Annotated in this window: 16 protein-coding genes; 13 read left to right on the forward strand and 3 right to left on the reverse strand. The window is 69.5% G+C overall.

The window, feature by feature from the left end; all coding sequences use genetic code 11:
- The first annotated feature begins 44 nt into the window (after nucleotides 1-44).
- The 6 genes from thyX to BAY61_RS10600 all read left to right on the forward strand — a co-directional run bounded on the left by thyX (nucleotide 45) and on the right by BAY61_RS10600 (nucleotide 7420).
- Nucleotides 45-797 carry an FAD-dependent thymidylate synthase gene (gene thyX, locus BAY61_RS10575; protein WP_091795727.1) on the forward strand — a complete coding sequence of 251 codons (753 nt, stop codon included), beginning with the start codon at nucleotides 45-47 and terminating at the stop codon, nucleotides 795-797.
- An 11-nt stretch (nucleotides 798-808) separates the two neighbouring features.
- Nucleotides 809-1204 (forward strand): ACT domain-containing protein, encoded by a 396-nt coding sequence (locus BAY61_RS10580; RefSeq protein ID WP_091795730.1) that lies wholly within the window; start codon nucleotides 809-811, stop codon nucleotides 1202-1204.
- A 98-nt stretch (nucleotides 1205-1302) separates the two neighbouring features.
- Nucleotides 1303-2841 (forward strand): serine/threonine-protein kinase, encoded by a 1539-nt coding sequence (locus BAY61_RS10585; RefSeq protein ID WP_091798633.1) that lies wholly within the window; start codon nucleotides 1303-1305, stop codon nucleotides 2839-2841.
- Nucleotides 2842-2913: 72 nt separating this feature from the next.
- Nucleotides 2914-4551, forward strand: a complete 1638-nt coding sequence (locus BAY61_RS10590; RefSeq protein WP_094168483.1) for a serine/threonine-protein kinase — start codon at nucleotides 2914-2916, stop codon at nucleotides 4549-4551.
- Between the two features lie 149 nt (nucleotides 4552-4700).
- Complete coding sequence (gene dapA / locus BAY61_RS10595; protein WP_091795735.1) at nucleotides 4701-5726, forward strand: 4-hydroxy-tetrahydrodipicolinate synthase; 1026 nt, start codon at nucleotides 4701-4703, stop codon at nucleotides 5724-5726.
- Nucleotides 5723-7420, forward strand: coding sequence for a ribonuclease J (locus BAY61_RS10600; RefSeq protein WP_091795738.1), 1698 nt, complete (start codon nucleotides 5723-5725; stop codon nucleotides 7418-7420). Before dapA ends, BAY61_RS10600 begins: the two co-directional genes overlap by 4 nt.
- A 325-nt stretch (nucleotides 7421-7745) precedes the next feature.
- Here BAY61_RS10600 and BAY61_RS10605 read toward each other — a convergent pair whose 3' ends face one another.
- Both BAY61_RS10605 and BAY61_RS10610 read right to left on the reverse strand, forming a co-directional pair.
- Nucleotides 7746-8723, reverse strand: a complete 978-nt coding sequence (locus tag BAY61_RS10605; RefSeq protein ID WP_091795741.1) for an EamA family transporter — start codon at nucleotides 8721-8723, stop codon at nucleotides 7746-7748.
- Complete coding sequence (locus BAY61_RS10610) at nucleotides 8711-9454, reverse strand: lysophospholipid acyltransferase family protein (RefSeq protein WP_420848740.1); 744 nt, start codon at nucleotides 9452-9454, stop codon at nucleotides 8711-8713. The genes BAY61_RS10605 and BAY61_RS10610 overlap by 13 nt, the downstream gene beginning before the upstream one ends.
- Before the next feature lie 193 nt (nucleotides 9455-9647).
- Here BAY61_RS10610 and BAY61_RS10615 point away from each other — a divergent pair, with 193 nt between their 5' ends.
- The gene (locus BAY61_RS10615) at nucleotides 9648-12200 is read left to right on the forward strand and encodes an FtsK/SpoIIIE family DNA translocase (protein WP_091795747.1); all 2553 of its coding nucleotides are present in this window, start codon (nucleotides 9648-9650) and stop codon (nucleotides 12198-12200) included.
- Between the two features lie 126 nt (nucleotides 12201-12326).
- Here the strand turns inward: BAY61_RS10615 and BAY61_RS10620 are convergent, their stop codons facing one another.
- Entirely contained in the window at nucleotides 12327-12824 is a 498-nt protein-coding gene (locus BAY61_RS10620; protein ID WP_091795750.1) for an amino-acid N-acetyltransferase, read from the reverse strand.
- A gap of 62 nt (nucleotides 12825-12886) precedes the next feature.
- On the opposite strand from BAY61_RS10620, the gene rimO reads away from it, so the two are divergent.
- The 6 genes from rimO to pspM all read left to right on the forward strand — a co-directional run bounded on the left by rimO (nucleotide 12887) and on the right by pspM (nucleotide 17989).
- Nucleotides 12887-14344, forward strand: coding sequence for a 30S ribosomal protein S12 methylthiotransferase RimO (gene rimO, locus BAY61_RS10625; protein WP_091795753.1), 1458 nt, complete (start codon nucleotides 12887-12889; stop codon nucleotides 14342-14344).
- Nucleotides 14341-14967, forward strand: a complete 627-nt coding sequence (pgsA, locus tag BAY61_RS10630) for a CDP-diacylglycerol--glycerol-3-phosphate 3-phosphatidyltransferase (protein ID WP_091795756.1) — start codon at nucleotides 14341-14343, stop codon at nucleotides 14965-14967. Before rimO ends, pgsA begins: the two co-directional genes overlap by 4 nt.
- Before the next feature lie 4 nt (nucleotides 14968-14971).
- A complete protein-coding gene (locus tag BAY61_RS10635; protein ID WP_245865971.1) occupies nucleotides 14972-15439 on the forward strand; it encodes a CinA family protein in 468 nt (155 codons plus the stop codon).
- 94 nt (nucleotides 15440-15533) lie between these two features.
- The gene (locus tag BAY61_RS10640; RefSeq protein ID WP_091795759.1) at nucleotides 15534-15977 is read left to right on the forward strand and encodes a helix-turn-helix domain-containing protein; all 444 of its coding nucleotides are present in this window, start codon (nucleotides 15534-15536) and stop codon (nucleotides 15975-15977) included.
- A gap of 190 nt (nucleotides 15978-16167) precedes the next feature.
- Nucleotides 16168-17013: a PspA/IM30 family protein gene (locus BAY61_RS10645; RefSeq protein ID WP_091795762.1), complete on the forward strand. Its 846-nt coding sequence runs from the start codon at nucleotides 16168-16170 to the stop codon at nucleotides 17011-17013.
- Between the two features lie 10 nt (nucleotides 17014-17023).
- On the forward strand, nucleotides 17024-17989 hold the full coding sequence (gene pspM / locus BAY61_RS10650) for a phage shock envelope stress response protein PspM (RefSeq protein ID WP_091795766.1): 966 nt from the start codon (nucleotides 17024-17026) through the stop codon (nucleotides 17987-17989).
- The last annotated feature ends 59 nt before the right edge of the window (nucleotides 17990-18048 follow it).

Consider the following 18048-nt stretch of genomic DNA (forward strand, 5'->3'; position numbering starts at 1 on the left):
TGGGAGATACGCTTCCCCCGTCAGCGAGGTGGAGGGAGTCGAACGTGGCCGAGACGGTGTCACCCAAGGTCAGCTTGATCGCGAAGACGGAGTTCTTCCCGCCGGAGGACGTGCCGTGGACAACGGACGCCGACGGGGGACAGGCACTGGCCGAGTTCGCGGGAAGGGCCTGTTACCAATCGTGGAAGAAGCCCAACCCCAAGACGGCGACCAACGCCGGATACATCGACCACATCATCGAGGTCGGTCACCTCTCCGTTCTGGAACACGGTTCGGTGAGCTTCTACATCACGGGAATCTCCCGTTCGCTCACGCACGAGCTGATCCGGCATCGGCATTTCTCGTATTCGCAGCTCTCGCAGCGCTACGTCCCTGAGCGCAAGGCCGCGTTCGTCGAGCCCGACGTCATCGCGAACGATCCGGAACTGCACGAGAAGTTCCTCGCCGCGTCGCAGGCCAGCATCGACGCCTACACCGAACTGCTCGCGGGGCTTGAGGAGAAGTTCGCCGACGCGCCCAACGCGACGCTGCGGCGCAAGCAGGCAAGGCAGGCGGCGCGGGCCGTGCTGCCCAACGCGACGGAGACCCGCATCGTGGTCACCGGCAACTATCGCGCGTGGCGGCACTTCATCGCCATGAGGGCGACGGAGCACGCCGACGTCGAGATCCGCGCGCTCGCGGTCGAGTGCCTGCGGCAGTTGCAGAAGGCGGCGGAGAACGTGTTCGCCGACTTCACCATCTCGCCGTTGCCTGACGGCACCGAGATCGCGTCGAGCCCCCGCGTCCTCGAAGGCTGAGCGCGGGAGCAATGCGCCGCCTCACCATCGACGTCCAGCCCGGCGAGTACGCGGTGGCCACGCTGGCCGCGACGGACGCCGTGCCCGCCCACCTTTTCGACGGCACGGCGACCGGGCTGGTCTCGGTCACCCGCTCGCCGTCGGAGCTCTCCGTGGTCTGCCCCGCCGGGCTCGTGCCCGAGGGGGCGAAGGCCGAGCGGGGCTGGTGCTTGCTGAGCGTGCGCGGACCGCTGGCTTTCACGCTCACGGGCATCATCGCGGCACTGTCGAGCGAGCTGGCCGCCGCTGGCGTCGCCCTGTTCAGCCTCTCCACGTTCGAGACCGATCACGTGCTGGTGAAAGCCGTTGACCTGGAGCGGGCGGTCGCCGCGTTGCGCAAGGCCGGGCATGAGGTGGCGCACCTCTGACCCATGTGCGCCCGGTTGCGGAGCGTCCTCGCTAACATCGTGGCCACACGACGAGGGGACCCACGGTGAGTGACGGGTACTACCAGCCGACGCAGGCGATGCAGCCGACGCAGGCTACCCAGCCGAACCAGGCGTCCGGACCGCGCATGATCGCGGGCCGCTACGCGCTGATCGGCGAGCTGGGCAGAGGCGGTATGGGCGTCGTGTCCCGGGCGGAGGACACCGTCATCGGCCGCCACGTCGCCATCAAGGAACTACGGGTTCCCGAGGGCACCGAGGACATCGCGGTGTTCCAGGAGCGGGTGCTGCGTGAGGTCCGGACCGGTGGGAGGCTGAACGATCCGGCGGTGGTCACCGTGTACGACGTGGTGACCGAGGGCGACGCGACCTTCATCGTGATGGAGCTGGTCGAGGCGCCGACGCTGTCCGATGTGGTCCGCCAGCACGGTCCGTTGCCTCCGCACCAGGTCGCCTCCATCGGGCACCAGGTGCTGTCGGCGTTGCAGTCGGCGCACGCGGCGGGGATCGTGCACCGCGACGTGAAGCCGGGCAACGTCATGGTCGCCGCCAACGGCAGGGTGAAGCTCACCGACTTCGGTATCGCGCAGGCCGTCGACGATCCCCGCATCACCACGAGCGGCATGCTGGTCGGTTCGCCCGCGTTCATGGCACCCGAACGCGTCGCGGGCCACGACGCGCTGCCCGCTTCCGACCTGTGGTCGCTGGGCGCCGCGCTGTTCTTCGCCGTGGAAGGCGTCCTGCCGTTCGAGCGGGCGACGACGGCGGCGACGTTGCACGCGATCATGAACGAGGTGCCCTATCTCACCCACGCGCAGGGCCCGCTGGCCTCGGCGATCATGGGGCTGCTCGTGTCCAATCCGGACGGCCGGATCACCGCGGAACAGGCGCAGGGACTGCTCGGCATGGCTGCCCAGCAGCAGGCCGCCTCGACGCCGCCGGGAGGCCAGCAGCACACGATGCTCTACGGCGCCCAGCCGCACACGATGGTCGGCGGGCACACGATGCTCGGCGCCGGGCAAGAGAAAACCCGGCGCCCTCGGGCGAGGAAGCCGTTGCTCATCGGCGCCGCTCTGGTGGGTGTCGGCCTCCTGGTGGCCGGATTCTTCCTCGGCAAGCCGGTGTGGTCGCCCGCCGTCGACGACGCGATGCTGCCGACCATGACCTTCGGCGCGGGCGGCGACGTACCCGTCGTGGGTTCGGCGTCGAGTACCGACTACCGCTGCCTCAACACTCCGCTGGAGCAGGGCCGGTCCATCGACGACAGCAACTGGGTCGACTGCGAGGAGGCGCGGCACTACGCCGAGTACTTCTGGGGTTCCAACGCGGTCAGCGTCGCCGACACCTACGACGATCAGGAGACCGCGACCTATCCCGGCATCGAGCGGATGATCGCCTTCGGTGAGGCGCGGTGCGCGACCGCCTTCCACAGCAACAACGTCCCGGCGAAGGACAAGGAAAACCTGCGATACCAGGCACTCGTGCCGACCCAGCAGGAGTGGGAGCGCGTCGTCGACGAGGACTCCGTCGACGGTCCGGTCCGTTCGATCCAGTGCTTCCTGATGAGAGCCGACGGCGGGACCCTGCCCGACCAGCCGGTCGCTCAACTGGTCAGGTGACGCGTTCGCTGGGGGCCCGGCGTCGCGGAGTTTCCATAGCCCGAGGACTCCGATTCGACGGAGGAACATGCTGTGACTGACGAGCAGACCCACGCCGAGGGCAGGACTCCCGGTTCCTCCCGGACCGTGGCAGGCAGATATGCCCTGCTCGCCGAACTCGGCAGAGGCGGAATGGGTGTGGTGTGGCGTGCCGAGGACACCGTCATCGGCCGTCAGGTCGCGATCAAGGAACTGAGACTCGGCAACGGTCCCGAGGACGTCGCGGTGTTCCAGGAGCGGGTGCTGCGTGAGGTGCGCACCGGTGGGAGGCTGAACGATCCGGCGGTGGTCACCGTGTACGACGTGGTGACCGAGGGCGACGCGACCTTCATCGTGATGGAGCTGGTCGAGGCGCCGACGCTGGCCGAGCTCATCAGCAGGAACGGCCCGATGACGGCCCAGCAGGCCGCCGGAATCGGCGAGCAGGTCCTTTCCGCGCTGCAAACCGCGCACGCGGCGGGGATCGTGCACCGCGACGTGAAGCCGGGCAACGTCATGGTCGCCGCCAACGGCAGGGTGAAGCTCACCGACTTCGGTATCGCGCAGGCCATCGACGATCCGAGGCTGACGACGAGCGGCATGATCGTCGGTTCGCCCGCCTTCATGGCACCGGAACGGATCGCGGGCCACGACGCGCTGGCCGCCTCCGACCTGTGGTCGCTGGGGATCACCCTCTTCTACGTCGTCGAGGGTTCGCTGCCGTTCGAGCGCTCGACGACGGCCGCGACACTGCACGCGATCATGAACGAGGTGCCCTACCTGAGCAGGGTGCAGGGCCCGCTCGCCTCGGCCATCACGAGCATGCTCATCCCCAGCCCCGAGGCCAGGATCTCGGGGGAACAGGCGAAGGCCCTGCTGGAGATGGCGACGAAGGCGCCCGCGCCACCACCTGCACCGCCCGCGACCCAGCCCTACGGCGGGTACCGGCCACCGCACGCGGGAGGTCCCGCTCACCGGCCCGTCACCGGGCAGTTCGGCCAGCCGCCCACCCCGCCGGGCGGCCACCCGCACCCCGGCGCGGCTCATGGTGCCGGCGGCCTGCCGACCAGCCGGAGCCCCGTGCGATCCGGGCCGAATCCCGTGCCACGCAAGGGCAAGGGCGCGATGGTCGCCACCGTGCTCGGTGTCGTCGCCGCGCTCGGTCTCGCGACGGGCGCGTTCTTCGTCGGCAAGTCGATGACGACGACCGAGGAGGGCAAGCCCCAGGCGATGCTGCCGACGATGACCTACGGGCAGGGCGGCGACATTCCGGAGCTGGACTACCGCGCGACAAGCTACTACTGCCTCAACACACCGCTGACCGCCAAGCAGCCGGTGGCCGAGACCAACTGGACCGACTGCGGATCGCAGCACCACGTCGAGTTCTTCAACTCCGCCACCGCGCTGGGCGTCGACTCCGAGGACATGGCAGCCGAGGTCGCCGAATATCCGGGGCAGCCGACGATCACCGCCTTCGCGGAGGCCAACTGCGCCATCGAGTTCGAATCCAACAGCATCCCCGACGACCGCAAGGCCGGACTGCGCTACCGGGCGCTGATCCCGACGAAACAGGAATGGGACCGCGAGCCCGATCCCGACCTCGGCGAGAACGCGCAGCGCTCCGTCTACTGCGTACTGTCCTCCGCGGACGGCAGCACGATGGTCGGCGCGCTCGACCGCACGCTGCGCTGAGCGCACGGGTCCCTGCGCACCGCAGGAATTCCGGCGGCAGGCCCCCGGCGCGAAGGATCATCCGTGGCGTGACCGGATCCGGGCACCGTCCCTGTTTTTCGGTACCGTCGCCACACTGAGCAGCGGCGTGAGGAGGTACCGTCAGCAGCATGTCGATTGCACCGCCCACCCCGCCGACGGCTGCACCGGGCAGACCGTTCGGCCGCGTGCTCACCGCCATGATCACTCCGTTCGACTCCGACGGAGCCGTGGACCTCAAGCGGGCCCAGGAGCTCGCCGTGCACCTGCTGGAGCTGGGCAACGACGGGCTCGTTCTCAACGGAACGACAGGGGAGAGCCCCACGACGAGCGACGCCGAGAAGGCCGACCTGATCAGGGCGGTCACCGAGGCGGTGGGCGACCGCGCCGCCATCGTCGCGGGCGCCGGCACCTACGACACCGCGCACAGCGTGGAGCTGGCGAGGCAGGCGGAGAAGGCGGGCGCGCACGGCCTGCTCGTCGTCACCCCGTACTACTCGCGGCCAACCCAGGCGGGGCTCTACGCGCACTTCACGACCGTCGCCGAGGCCACGGCGCTGCCGGTGATGCTCTACGACATTCCGCCGCGCTCCATCGTGCCCATCGAGGTCGACACGCTGCGCAGGCTCGCTGAGCACCCCCGGATCGTGGCCGTCAAGGACGCCAAGGGCGACCTGCTGGCAGGCAGCGAGGTCATTGCCAACACCCACCTCGCCTACTATTCGGGCGACGACGCGCTGAACCTGCCGTGGTTGTCGGTCGGCGCGGCCGGAGTGGTCAGCGTGATCGGGCACGTCGTCGCGGGGCGCATCCGCGCGATGATCGAGGCATACGAAGACGGCGACACCTCCACCGCGCGTACCAACCATCGCGGCATGCTGGCCGTCTACCGCGCCTTCTCCAGGGTCGGCGGGGTCGTCTTCGCCAAGACGGCGCTCGGCCTGCGTGGCATGGCCGTCGGCGGGCCGAGGCTGCCGATCGTGCCGGCGAGCGACGACCAGGTCCAGGCCATCGCGGCCGATCTGACCCAGGCCGGGGTGCCGCTCGAAGAGCACCCGACAAGCGACTGGGCGGGCTCAAGGGTGGCGCAAGCCGACTCGGCCGCCGCCTACGTCGCACCGACAACACACACCAGCGTTGGGACGATTCATCGGTGAGTCAGCTCGGTAACGGACCAGGACCCAATAACACTCCACCTCCGCTGCCCGATGGCGGCCTCAGGGTCGTCGCCCTCGGGGGCATCGGCGAGGTGGGCCGCAACATGACCGTCTTCGAGTACGAGGGACGGCTGCTCATCGTCGACTGCGGTGTGCTCTTCCCCGAGGACGCACAGCCGGGGGTCGATCTGATCCTGCCGGACTTCCGGGCCATCGAGAGCAGGCTCGACGAGGTCGAGGCCATCGTGCTCACCCACGGGCACGAGGACCACATCGGCGCGGTGCCCTTCCTGCTCAGGATGCGGCCCGACCTTCCGGTCTACGGTTCGCGCTTCACGCTGGCGCTGCTCGCGGCCAAGTGCAAGGAACACCGGCAGCGGCCGACGCTGGTGGAGGTGAAGGAAGGCGAGCGGCGCGGGCTCGGCGCGTTCGAAGTGGAGTTCTTCGCCGTCAACCACTCGATCCCCGACGCGCTCGCCGTGGCCATCAGGACACCGGCGGGGCTCGTGCTGCACACCGGTGACATCAAGCTCGACCAGTTGCCGCTCGACGGGCGGCTCACCGACCTGGCCGGGTTCTCCCGGCTCGGCGACGAGGGCGTCGACCTGCTGTGTGTCGACTCCACCAACGCCGAGGTGCCCGGATTCGTCACCCCGGAACGCGAGATCGGGCCCGTGCTCGACGACGTGATCGCGACCGTGAGCCAGCGCGTCATCGTCGCCTGCTTCGCCAGCCACGTCCACCGGGTGCAACAGGTGCTCGACGCCGCGGTGAAGCACGGCAAGCGGGTCGCCTTCGTCGGCAGGTCGATGGTCCGCAACATGAACATCGCCGCCGAACTGGGCCTGCTCACCATCCCCGAAGGGCTGCTGATCGACCTCGACGAGGCGGTCAACCTCCCGGAGACGAAGGTGCTGTTCGTGTCGACCGGTTCGCAGGGCGAGCCGTTGTCGGCACTGTCGCGGATGGCGCGTGGCGAGCACCGGCAGATCTCGATCAAGGCAGGCGACACCGTCGTGCTCGCCAGCTCGCTCATCCCCGGCAACGAGAATGCCGTGTTCGGGGTCATCAACGGGCTCGTGCGGCTCGGTGCCAACGTCGTCCACCAGGGCAACGCGAAGGTGCACGTGTCGGGGCACGCCTCAGCGGGTGAACTGTTGTTCCTCTACAACGCGATCCGGCCGAGTAACGTCATGCCGGTCCACGGCGAGTGGCGCCATCTGCGGGCCAACGCCGAGCTCGCGGTGCGCACCGGTGTCGCGGAAGAGAACGTGGTGCTCGCCGAGGACGGCGTCGTCGTCGACCTCGTCGACGGCAAGGCGACGACCACGGGAAGGGTCGAGGTCGGCTACGTCTACGTCGACGGGCTTTCCGTCGGCGACGTCGGCGAATCGACTCTGTCCGACCGGCTGGTTCTCGGCGAGGGCGGCTTCATCGCCATCAACGTCGTCGTCGACTCCGCGACGGGAAGGGCGGTCAGCCCGCCGACCGTGTCCGGCAGAGGATTCTCCGACGACCCCAAGGCACTCGACGCCGCGGTGGCGCTCGTGGAGATGGAGCTGTCGCGCACGGAGGCCGAGGGAATCACCGACACGCACCGGATCGCGCAGGCGGTGCGCAGGGTGGTCGGCCGCTGGGTCGCCGAGACCTACCGGCGCAGGCCGATGATCGTGCCGACGGTCATTCCCGTTTAGGGATTGTTCCGGAAAGTGGTGTGGTGGGTGTCCGCTCCAGGCGGGTCCGCCGTCGACCAGACACGCACGGCGTCGGGTCCGGCGGATCGCTGCCGTGCGAGCGGGCCATGAGGTGGTCATTCCCGTCTGGCTGCGGCGACCACGAGGGCCAGCATCACGGCGGTGGCCTGGCTCAGCAGAGCGCGGCGGGCCTTGCGCTGTTCGGAACGAGTCGGACGGTTCATGGTGGGCTCCCCAGATGTCGACGGTGCCGGTGATGGCTTGCCGGTACTCAGAAGTCTGGTGACCGGATCCGGTTCCCACCTCCCACTCGCGGTTGAATCGGCTAGTCCGGCTGGGGGAGCGGTTCGCCCGCGGTGCTCTGCTGCTTGCCGGGAGCGGTGAGCTGCACGACGAGCGCGCCGCCGAGCAACACGACGGCACCGGCGATCTGTACCGGGCTCAGTGCCTCGTTCAGCAGCAGCCACGCCGCCGCCGTGGCGATCAGCGGCTCGCACAGCGCCAGCACGCTGGCCACCGGCGCCGGCAGGTGCCGGAGCGCGTTGATACCGGCGAGGTAGGCGAAGACCGTGGCGAACAGCGCGACGGCGGCCAGCAGCGTCCACACGGGAGGCCGCCACGGCCCGAACTCGGCAGGCACGGTCAGCAACTCCGCCGGCCACGTCCACGGCGGGGCGACGACACACACGGCGACGGCGCCGACGAGCATGCCCCAGGTGACCATGGTCAGCGGATGCAGCGAACCGACGCCGTGCTCGCCGAGCAGGAAGTACGCGGCGGAGCACAGGGCGGCGCCGACTCCGGCGAGCAGGCCGATCGCGTCGAGCCGCAGGCCCTCGTCGACCCTGGCGACCATGGCCAGCCCGGCGAGCGCGAGCGCGATGCCGACCCACATCAGCCACGGCAACCGCACCTTGCGCACGAACCGCACCCACAGCGCCACCAGCACCGGCGAGGTGAATTCGAGCAGGATCGCGACCCCGATCGGGATTCTCGCCGCCGCGACGAAATAGCAGAGCTGAACCCCGGCGACGCCGAGCAGGCCGTAACCGGCGAGCACTTTCCACTGCTCGCGCCGCACGCGCAGCAGGCCGGGCCTGACCAGCGCGACCCCGGCCACCAGCACCAGCGCGGCGAGCCCGATCCTTGCCGCGGCGACCTGCTCGGGGGACAGGCCCGCGATCATCGCCGGTTTGCCGAGCACACCCGAACTGCCGAAGAACACCGAGGCCAGCAGGATCAGCGCGATGCCCCTGCCTCGGTGCACGACCGGCGGCGAGAAGGACACGCTCACGGCCGCCACGGGCTGACGGTGTCGGTCGGCCGGGTCGGGTCGTGGAAACGAGGGCGGTCCGGCTCGGCCGCCCGCAACGGCACCAGTCCCTCGGTGATGGCGCGCATGATCGCGGCGTGCGCCTTGACGGCGTGCCCCGGTGTCGAAGCGGAAAAGGCCGTGAGGTCGACCGGGTCGCCGAAGTGGACCTTGAACACGGGACGGCGCAGCGGCGAGGTCAGGCCCGACTTCGCGAGCGGCAGCAGGTCGGCGATGCCGTCGACGGTCTCCGTGCCCCAGTACACCGCCTCGTGGGCACCCCACTGACTGATCGGCACCACGGGAACACCGGAGGCCAGCGCGAGTCTGGCCGCGCCCGTCTTGCCGCGTTCAGGCCACAGCCCCGGATCGTGGCTGATCCGGCCCTCCGGGTAGACGATGATGGGCGCGCGCGACTCGCGCAGAGCCTCGACGGCCTGCGCGAACTGGCCGATCGCCGAGCTCGATCCGCGATCGATCCGCAGGTGACCGCTGGCCTTGAGGGCCGGGCCGATGACCGGCGCGTCGAGAATCCCTCCCGCGAGCAGGAACCTCGGTGCGATCCCGATGCGCCTGCACGCGGCCATCAGCACGAACGCGTCGAAGACGCCGATGTGGTTGGCCGCCATGATCAGTGGCTTGCCGCGCAGTGAGCGCGGCACCGTTCCCGACACTCTGAGTTTTCCCGCGAGACCGACGACACCCCTGTCGATGGCGAGCATGGTTCGCCAGATCGCCGGTGCGCGATCGCCCCGGCGTGGGTTTCGTCCGTTCTCGGGGTGCACCGCCACCATTGGGTGAGGATGTCACGCGTGTCCGATCCGGCGGTGACCGGGCGAAGTCTTCTGATCGAGATCGCGTTGTGGCGCGAGTGGCACATGGGATTGACGTGACGAGGCGGTTACCGTAGAGGGCATGGCGAGCGGCTCGGCGACACAGGGAAAGGGCGCGGCGCGCGGCGGCAAGGGGCCCGCGAGAAGCGCGGGAAGACCTCGCCCCGGCGCGCGCGGCTCATCGGGATCCTCCGGTGGGCCCTCGGCCCGTTCCGCACGGCCCGCGCGGTCGGCCGCACGGAAGCCGCCGCCCCGCAAACCACCGGCACGCCGCTCGTCGGGTGGCGCGTTCGCCAAGACGGTCCGTGGTGGCTGGAACCTGATCGCCAAAGGCGTCGGCGGTCTTGCCCGCACGGTGGGCCGCACCAGGGAACTGGAACCGGAGCACCGCAGGGACGGGCTCGCGCTGGGGCTGATCGCGCTCGCGCTCGTCACGGCCGTCGGGGTGCTCTGGAAGGCGGCCGGGCCCATCGGGCTCGGTGTCACCGTCGGCACCCGCAGCTTTTTCGGAGCGGGCGCGGTCGCGCTGCCACTGGCGATGCTGGTCGCGGCCTTCGGGCTGATGCGCTCGGAGCCGCGACCGCAGAACCGGCCCAGGATCGCCGTCGGCACGATACTGGTGACTTTCGCGATCCTCGGCCTGTTGCACCTGTTCAGCGGACGGCCGCAGGTGCACGACCGGCAGATGTACGCGGGCGGCTGGCTCGGCTGGTTCTCCGGCGACCTGCTCGCGCGCGGCGTCACCATCTGGGTCGCGGTGCCGCTGCTGCTGCTCATTCTCGGATTCGGGATCCTGGTGTTCACCGGTACCTCGGTGCGCGACATTCCCCGCAGGCTGCGCGAATGGGGCGCCGATCCGGAGGAACTGCGCGCCGCCGAGGAGGAGCGCGCGAGCAGGGACCGGGTGGCCGAGGAGGTCACCGAGGCCGACCCCGCTTCGGCGCGGCTGCGCAAACCCTCCCGGCGAAGGCAGGCCAGCTCGGCCGAAGCCGAAGGTCAGGGGGATCCGCAACTGGACCTCGGACTCGATTCCGCGCCGAAGGCCGAGAAGGTGCCCGCGAAACCCGCCGCGGCCGAGGTGCCCGAACGCAAGCAGCGCAAGCAGGAACCCGCGTTGTCGGTGACCCGCACGGTCGAGGGCGACTACACGTTGCCGTCGCCGGAACTGCTGACGCTCGGCGACGCGCCGAAGTCCCGCAGCAAGGCCAACGACGCCATGATCGAGGCGATCACCGGTGTCCTCGAACAGTTCAATGTGGACGCTCAGGTCACCGGGTTCACCCGTGGCCCGACGGTGACCCGCTACGAGGTCGAGCTCGGGCCCGGCGTCAAGGTCGAGAAGATCACCGCGCTCACCAAGAACATCGCCTACGCCGCGGCCACCGACAACGTGCGGTTGCTGGCTCCCATCCCCGGCAAGTCGGCCGTCGGCATCGAGGTGCCCAACTCGGACCGCGAGATGGTGCGGCTCGGCGACGTACTGCGCTCGGCGAAGGCGGCCAAGGACACGCACCCGATGGTCATCGGGCTCGGCAAGGACATCGAAGGCCATTTCGTCACCGCGAACCTGACCAAGATGCCGCACCTGCTCGTCGCGGGCTCGACCGGATCGGGTAAGTCGAGCTTCGTCAACTCGATGCTGGTTTCGCTGCTTGCGCGTTCGACACCCGACGAGTGCAGGATGATCCTCATCGACCCGAAGATGGTCGAACTGACGCCCTACGAGGGCATCCCGCACCTGATCACGCCCATCATCACCCAGCCGAAGAAGGCCGCGGCGGCGCTGGCCTGGCTCGTGGAGGAGATGGAGCAGCGCTACCAGGACATGCAGGCCAACCGGGTCCGGCACATCGACGACTTCAACAAGAAGGTGCGCTCGGGGGAGATCACCGCGCCGCCAGGCAGCGAGCGGGAGTACCGGCCCTACCCCTACATCATGGCTATCGTCGACGAGCTGGCCGATCTGATGATGACCGCGCCCCGTGACGTCGAGGACGCCATCGTGCGGATCACGCAGAAGGCTCGTGCCGCCGGAATCCATCTCGTGCTGGCCACCCAGCGGCCCTCCGTCGACGTGGTCACCGGCCTGATCAAGACCAACGTGCCCTCGCGGCTCGCCTTCGCCACGTCCTCGCTCACCGACTCCAGGGTCATCCTCGACCAGCCGGGCGCCGAGAAGCTCATCGGCATGGGCGACGCGCTGTACCTGCCGATGGGCGCGGGCAAGCCGGTGCGCATCCAGGGCGCGTTCGTCAGCGACGAGGAGATCGCCTCGATCGTCGACTTCGCCAAGGAACAGGCCGAACCGGACTACACCGACGGGGTCACGGCGGCCAAGGCCGCCGAGCAGAAGGAGATCGACCCCGACATCGGTGACGACCTCGACGTGCTGCTCCAGGCCACCGAACTGGTCGTCAGCTCACAGTTCGGGTCGACGTCGATGCTTCAGCGCAAGCTGCGAGTCGGGTTCGCGAAGGCCGGCAGGCTGATGGACCTGCTGGAGTCCAGGGGAGTCGTCGGTCCTTCCGAGGGCTCGAAGGCCCGTGACGTGCTCGTCAAACCGGAGGATCTGCCGGGCACGCTCGCGCTCATCAGGGGCGGGCCCGCGCCCGACGACGAGCCGGACGACGACTGATCCGCGACCCGGGCCGCCGCGAACGGGCTCCGGGAACGCGGGCCCGAACGCGCATCTCGATGTCCTGAGTGCGGATCTCGCGCGCCCGGACGCGGATCTCGGCGTCCTGAGCGGGGGACTCGCGGATCAGAGCTCCAGCAGCATCCGGGTGTTGCCGAGCGTGTTGGGTTTGACGAACGGCAGGTCGAGGAATTCGGCGACGCCAGGGTCGGCTGAGCGGCGCATCTCCTCGTAGACCTCGCTCGGCACCGGGGTTCCCTCGATCTCGCGGAAGCCGTGCCTTCCGAAGAACTCGGTTTCGAAGGTGAGCACGAAGATCCGCGGCAACCCCAGCTCCTTCGCCAGCTCGACCAGGGTCTTGACCAGCAGGTGCCCGACGCCCCTCCCCCTGACGGCGTGCTCGACGGCGACCGTGCGGATCTCGGCCAGGTCCTCCCACAGCACGTGCAGCGCGCCGCAACCGACGATCTCGCCGCCGGCTTCCGCGACCCAGAACTCCTGCATGTCCTCGTAGAGCGTCACGAGGTTTTTCTCAAGCAGAACCTTGCCCGCGTTGGAGTCGACCAGTGCTTTGATCTTGCGAACGTCCGCGATACGAGCGCGGCGGATGAGCGGTGACTCCACGATGCCGACGCTAGCGGGCGGCCTCTCCGCCGTTGCTCACGGCCCGTCGTTACCCTGGTCGGGTGGCTGCCGCTGAATCCTCACCAGGCCGAAGAGTGTCCTTGTTGACCCTCGGCTGCGCACGCAACGAGGTCGACTCCGAGGAACTCGCTGGCAGGCTCGCCGCGGGTGGCTGGGAACTGACCGACGACGCCGAGGGCAGCGACGTCGTCGTGGTCAATACGTGCGGGTTCGTGGAGTCGGCGAAGAAGGACTCCGTCGACACCCTGCTCGCCGCGTCCGACACCGGCGCGAAGGTCGTCGCGGTCGGGTGCATGGCCGAGCGCTACGGCAACGAACTCGCCGACAGCCTCCCCGAGGCCGACGCCGTGCTCGGCTTCGATCACTATCCCCAGCTCGCCGAACGGCTCGACGACATCGCGGCAGGCAAGGCCATCGCCGCGCACACGCCTGCCGACCGGCGCACCCTGCTGCCGATCTCGCCGGTACAGCGGCCCGCCGCCGCCGAGCACGTCACCGTGCCGGGCCACGCGGGCTGGGGGCCCCGGGTGCTCAGGGCCAGGCTCGACGACGCCCCGTTCGCCGCGCTCAAGATCGCCTCCGGCTGCGACCGCAGGTGCTCGTTCTGCGCGATCCCATCTTTCCGGGGCTCGTTCGTGTCCCGGCATCCCGACGAGATCGTCGCCGAGGCACAGTGGCTGGCCACGCAGGGCGTGCGCGAGCTGTTCCTGGTGAGCGAGAACTCGACCTCCTACGGCAAGGACCTCGGCAGGGAACTCGGCGGAACGAGGGCGCTGGAGGCGTTGCTGCCGAGGCTCGCGGGCATCGACGGCGTCGACCGGGTGCGCGTGTCCTACCTGCAGCCCGCGGAGACCCGCCCTGACCTGGTCAGGGCGATCGCGACGACCGAAGGCGTCGCCGACTACTTCGACCTGTCCTTCCAGCATTCCAGCGAGGCCGTGCTGCGCAGGATGCGCAGGTTCGGCTCGACGGATTCGTTCCTCGCGCTGGTCGGCCAGATCCGGGAGTACGCGCCGGAGGCCGGTATCCGCACCAACGTCATCGTCGGCTTCCCCGGCGAGACCGAGGCCGACCTCGCCGAGCTGGAGCGGTTCCTGACCGGTGCAAGGCTCGACGCGGTGGGTGTGTTCGGATACTCCGACGAGGACGGCACCGAGGCTGAAAGCTACGAAGGCAAGCTGGACGAGGCCACGATCGCCGAACGGGTCGCCAGGATCTCCGCGCTCGTGGAGGAACTCACCACGCAGCGCGCGGAGGACCGGATCGGCAAGTTCGTCGACGTGCTCGTGGAGAGCATCACCGAGTCCGAAACGGTCGACGGCGACACCGAGGTGATCGGCAGGGCTGCGCACCAGGCCCCCGAGGTCGACGGCGAGTGTGTCGTGCTCGGCGCGGGCAGCGCGAAGGTCGGCGAGCTGATCCGCTGTGTCGTCGTCGACAGCGCGGGCGTCGACCTCGTGGTGCGGCCCGCCGAGCCGGTAGCGGACCCCGCGCCGTGAGTGCGGAGGCGGGCGGCACCGACAGGGAGACCGAGGTGCCCGTTCCCTCACCGGTGCGTGCCGTGCCGACGCTCAACGTGGCGAACGTGCTGACGCTGTCCCGGTTCGTGCTCGTCCCGTTGTTCGTCGTCGCCCTGTTCCAGGGCGACGGTACGGACCCGGTGTGGCGCTATGTCGCGACGGCCGTGTTCGCCATCGCCGCGCTCACCGACCGGGTCGACGGCTGGGTCGCCCGCAAGTACAGCCTGATCACCGATTTCGGCAAGATCGCCGATCCGATCGCGGACAAGGCGCTCATCGGTGCCGCGCTCGTCGGCCTGAGCGTGCTCGGTGAGCTGCCGTGGTGGGTCACCATCGTGATCGCGGTCAGGGAACTCGGGGTGACGGGACTGCGGTTCTGGGTCATCCGGCACGGGGTGATCCCGGCGAGCAGAGGCGGCAAGGCCAAGACCCTCGCGCAGGTGGTGGCCATCGGCGCGTTCCTGCTGCCGCTGCCATCGGGCCTCGACCCGGTCTGCTGGGTGCTGATGGGTTTCGCGCTCGCGCTGACGGTCGCGACCGGCGTCGATTATCTGGTCAAGGCACTGCGGATGCGGGTGAGTGCCCGCAAGGCCGGAGCATGAGCCGGTGAGCGGCCAGGCGAGGGAGATCATCGCGGGCCTGATCCGCAGGGGCGAGACGGTGGCGACGGCGGAATCGCTCACCGCGGGCCTGGTGTGCGCGGAGCTGACCGGCGTCGCCGGGTCCAGCGCAGTGGTCAGGGGCGGGCTCGTCGTGTACGCCACGGATTTGAAGGCCAGCCTCGCCGGGGTCGACTCCGCGTTGCTCGCCGCGCACGGAGCGGTGCACCCCGAGGTCGCCGCTCAGCTCGCCGTGGGGGCGAGAGCGCGTTGCGTGGCCGACTGGGGACTCGGGCTCACCGGAGTCGCCGGTCCGGACCCACAGGATGGAATCGCGCCGGGAACGGTATATGTCGCGCTTTCGGGTGAGCACGTCAGCGAGGTGCGTACGCTGCGCATTCAGGGCGACCGCGGGGAGGTTCGGGCGGCATCGGTGCGGGCAGCGCTGGAAACGCTCGGGGAACAATTGACCTGATTCCCGCGTTCGCCCTTGGCGGACGTACGTGTCAACCACTGCGTACTGTCGCCCGGTCTCGGTAACGTGGGGTGTAGCTGAAGGGAGGCGCGTCATGACCGTGCTGTTGCGCGAGGCGATCGGTGATCGGCTCAGGCATGCCCGCACCACCAAGCGTCGGACGCTGCGCGACATTTCCCGCGCCGCCAAAGTCAGCCTTGGATACCTCTCCGAGGTCGAGCGAGGCCAGAAGGAGGCTTCGAGCGAGCTGCTCGCCTCGATCTGCGACGCGCTCGACCTGCCTCTCGGTGAGTTGCTGCACAACGTGGCCGCCGACGTCTCGGCCCTGAGCGAGATGGAGCGCGCCTCGGTCGAGCACCAGGCGGAGCACGCACAGGCCGACCGTACCGAGGGCAGGGCCGGTGCTTCGGACGGCGAGTTCGAAGGCGGAAGGCTCGTGTCGGGTGTCAGCGGAAACGACCTGGCGGACCTGCGGCTGTCGCCCGCGCTGCGCACCACCATCAGCGCGCCGAAGTCGAAGGCCGTCCTCGCCGCGTAAGCTTGCTCAGGGGTGCTGGTCGGGCCCATCTCAGGGCCATCCCTGAATTCCCCCGGGGTCGCCTGGAACGGCGGCCGTTGACCTGACACGATGGAACCCAACACCGGGGGTCGCGCGTTGCCAGGACATCGGCGGACGGTGACGACACCGGATCAACAGCCCGTGGGACGTGAGAAGGCAGGCGGAGGAGATGGCCAACCCTTTCGTGAAGTTCTGGAAGTACCTCATGGCGGCGTTCTCGTCGAAGGTTGACGAGTACGCCGACCCGAAGGTGCAGATCCAGCAGGCCATCGAGGAGGCGCAGCGCAACCATCAGGCGCTCTCCCAGCAGGCGGCGTCGGTCATCGGCAACCAGCGCCAGTTGGAGATGAAGCTCAACCGGCAGCTCGGCGAGGTCGAGAAACTACAGTCGTCGACGAGGCAGGCCCTCGTGCTGGCCGACGAGGCGCGGGCAAAGGGGGACGAGAAGAAGGCGCAGGAGTTCGAGACCGCCGCCGAGGGGTTCGCCGCGCAGCTCGTCACCGCCGAACAGAGCATCGAAGACCTCAAGACGTTGCACGACCAGTCGTTGCAGGCCGCCGGGCAGGCCAAGCAGGCGGTGGAGCGCAACGCGAGCATGTTGCAGCAGAAGCTGGCCGAGCGCACCAAGCTGCTGTCGCAGCTCGAACAGGCCAAGATGCAGGAGCAGGTCTCCGCCTCGCTCACGCAGATGACCGAGCTGGCCGCTCCCGGCAACACTCCGTCGCTCGACGAGGTCAGGGACAAGATCGAGAAGCGCTACACCACGGCGCTCGGCTCGGCTGAGCTGGCTCAGAACTCGGTGCAGGGCCGCATGATGGAGGTTCAGCACTCCACGACGCAGCTCGCGGGACACAACCGGCTTGAGCAGATCAGGGCTTCGATGAAGGGCGAATCGGTCGCCCAGGTCACCGAGGGCTCGTCGGCCGGCTCGGCCGCTCCGGCCTCCTCTGCGGGTGAGGTGCAGAAGGAGATCCAGGCGCGCGTCGAGGCCGAGCGGCAGAAGAACCAGGCCTGAGCGGGTAGCGATGTCGGGTAAGCGTGACTTCGGCGAGTTCAGCGCGAAACTGGAGAAGCACCTCGAACGCTTGCCCGACTACGCCCAGCGCGCGCAGCGGAAGTTGCAGAAGTACGTGCCGCCCGCGCAGCGGCAAGACGGCGGCGGTCAGCAGGGGCAGCAGGAGAGCACGGGCAGGGACGAAACCCCGCGGGATCGCGAGGCTTCCAGGTCCGCGCGTCCCGCGCTTCCTGTTGATCTGCCCGTCGTCTCGGACATGCGCGAGAAATGGATGCGGTGGAACGACCCCTCGGCCAAGCTCGCGCGGCAGAAGCGCCGGACGTCGAGGGCGCTGACCCTGTGGGTCGTGCTGGCCTTGCTCAGCGTGCTGTGGGCGGTCGGGGGCTACGCCGGGGTCATCGGGGCGCAAGAAGGCATCGCGGGAGCGTTCGGCGGTATCGCGGCCGCCGTGGTCGCGAGCGCGCTCGGTGTGCGCTCGTTCGTCCGGCTGAGGCAGCTCAACCGGACCGAACTCCCGCGGAACACTGAACCGGCCCCGTTGCCCTCGGCGGCGTCGGCCGCGAGAAAACCCATGGAACGGCTCGCCGAGAGCGAGGCGTCCCTGGCCGAATTGCTGCGCCAGCTGGCCACCACGGCCGACGGGGCGCCCTCGGCGGTGCCAGGGGTGTCGGTCGAGGACGCGAAGGCCACCGCGGAAGACGCCGCCACCGCGCTGCGGGCTCTCGCCGCTCGCATCCAGGCCATCGAGCGGGCCCGCGACTCGGCGCCGGACGGCGAGCGCAGCGCGCTCGATTCGGCGGTCCGCACCCTGCGGACGCAACTGGACGACGGCGTCGACGGCTACGGCGGACTCGTCGCCGCGGCGGGCAAGGCCGTCGCCGCCAGCTCGGGAGGCGTTGCTCCCGGCAAGGAAGCGCTCACCGACGCCACGGACCGGCTGGCCGGGCTCGCGCTGGCACTGCGCGAACTGTCCTGAGCGGGGCGGAACCCGGCCCCTGCCGGGAGTTCGTTCCCAGAGACCGGCAAACCCGCAGG

Origin of the sequence: Prauserella marina (genome assembly GCF_002240355.1) — a bacterium.
In the GTDB taxonomy this organism is placed as follows: domain Bacteria; phylum Actinomycetota; class Actinomycetes; order Mycobacteriales; family Pseudonocardiaceae; genus Prauserella_A; species Prauserella_A marina.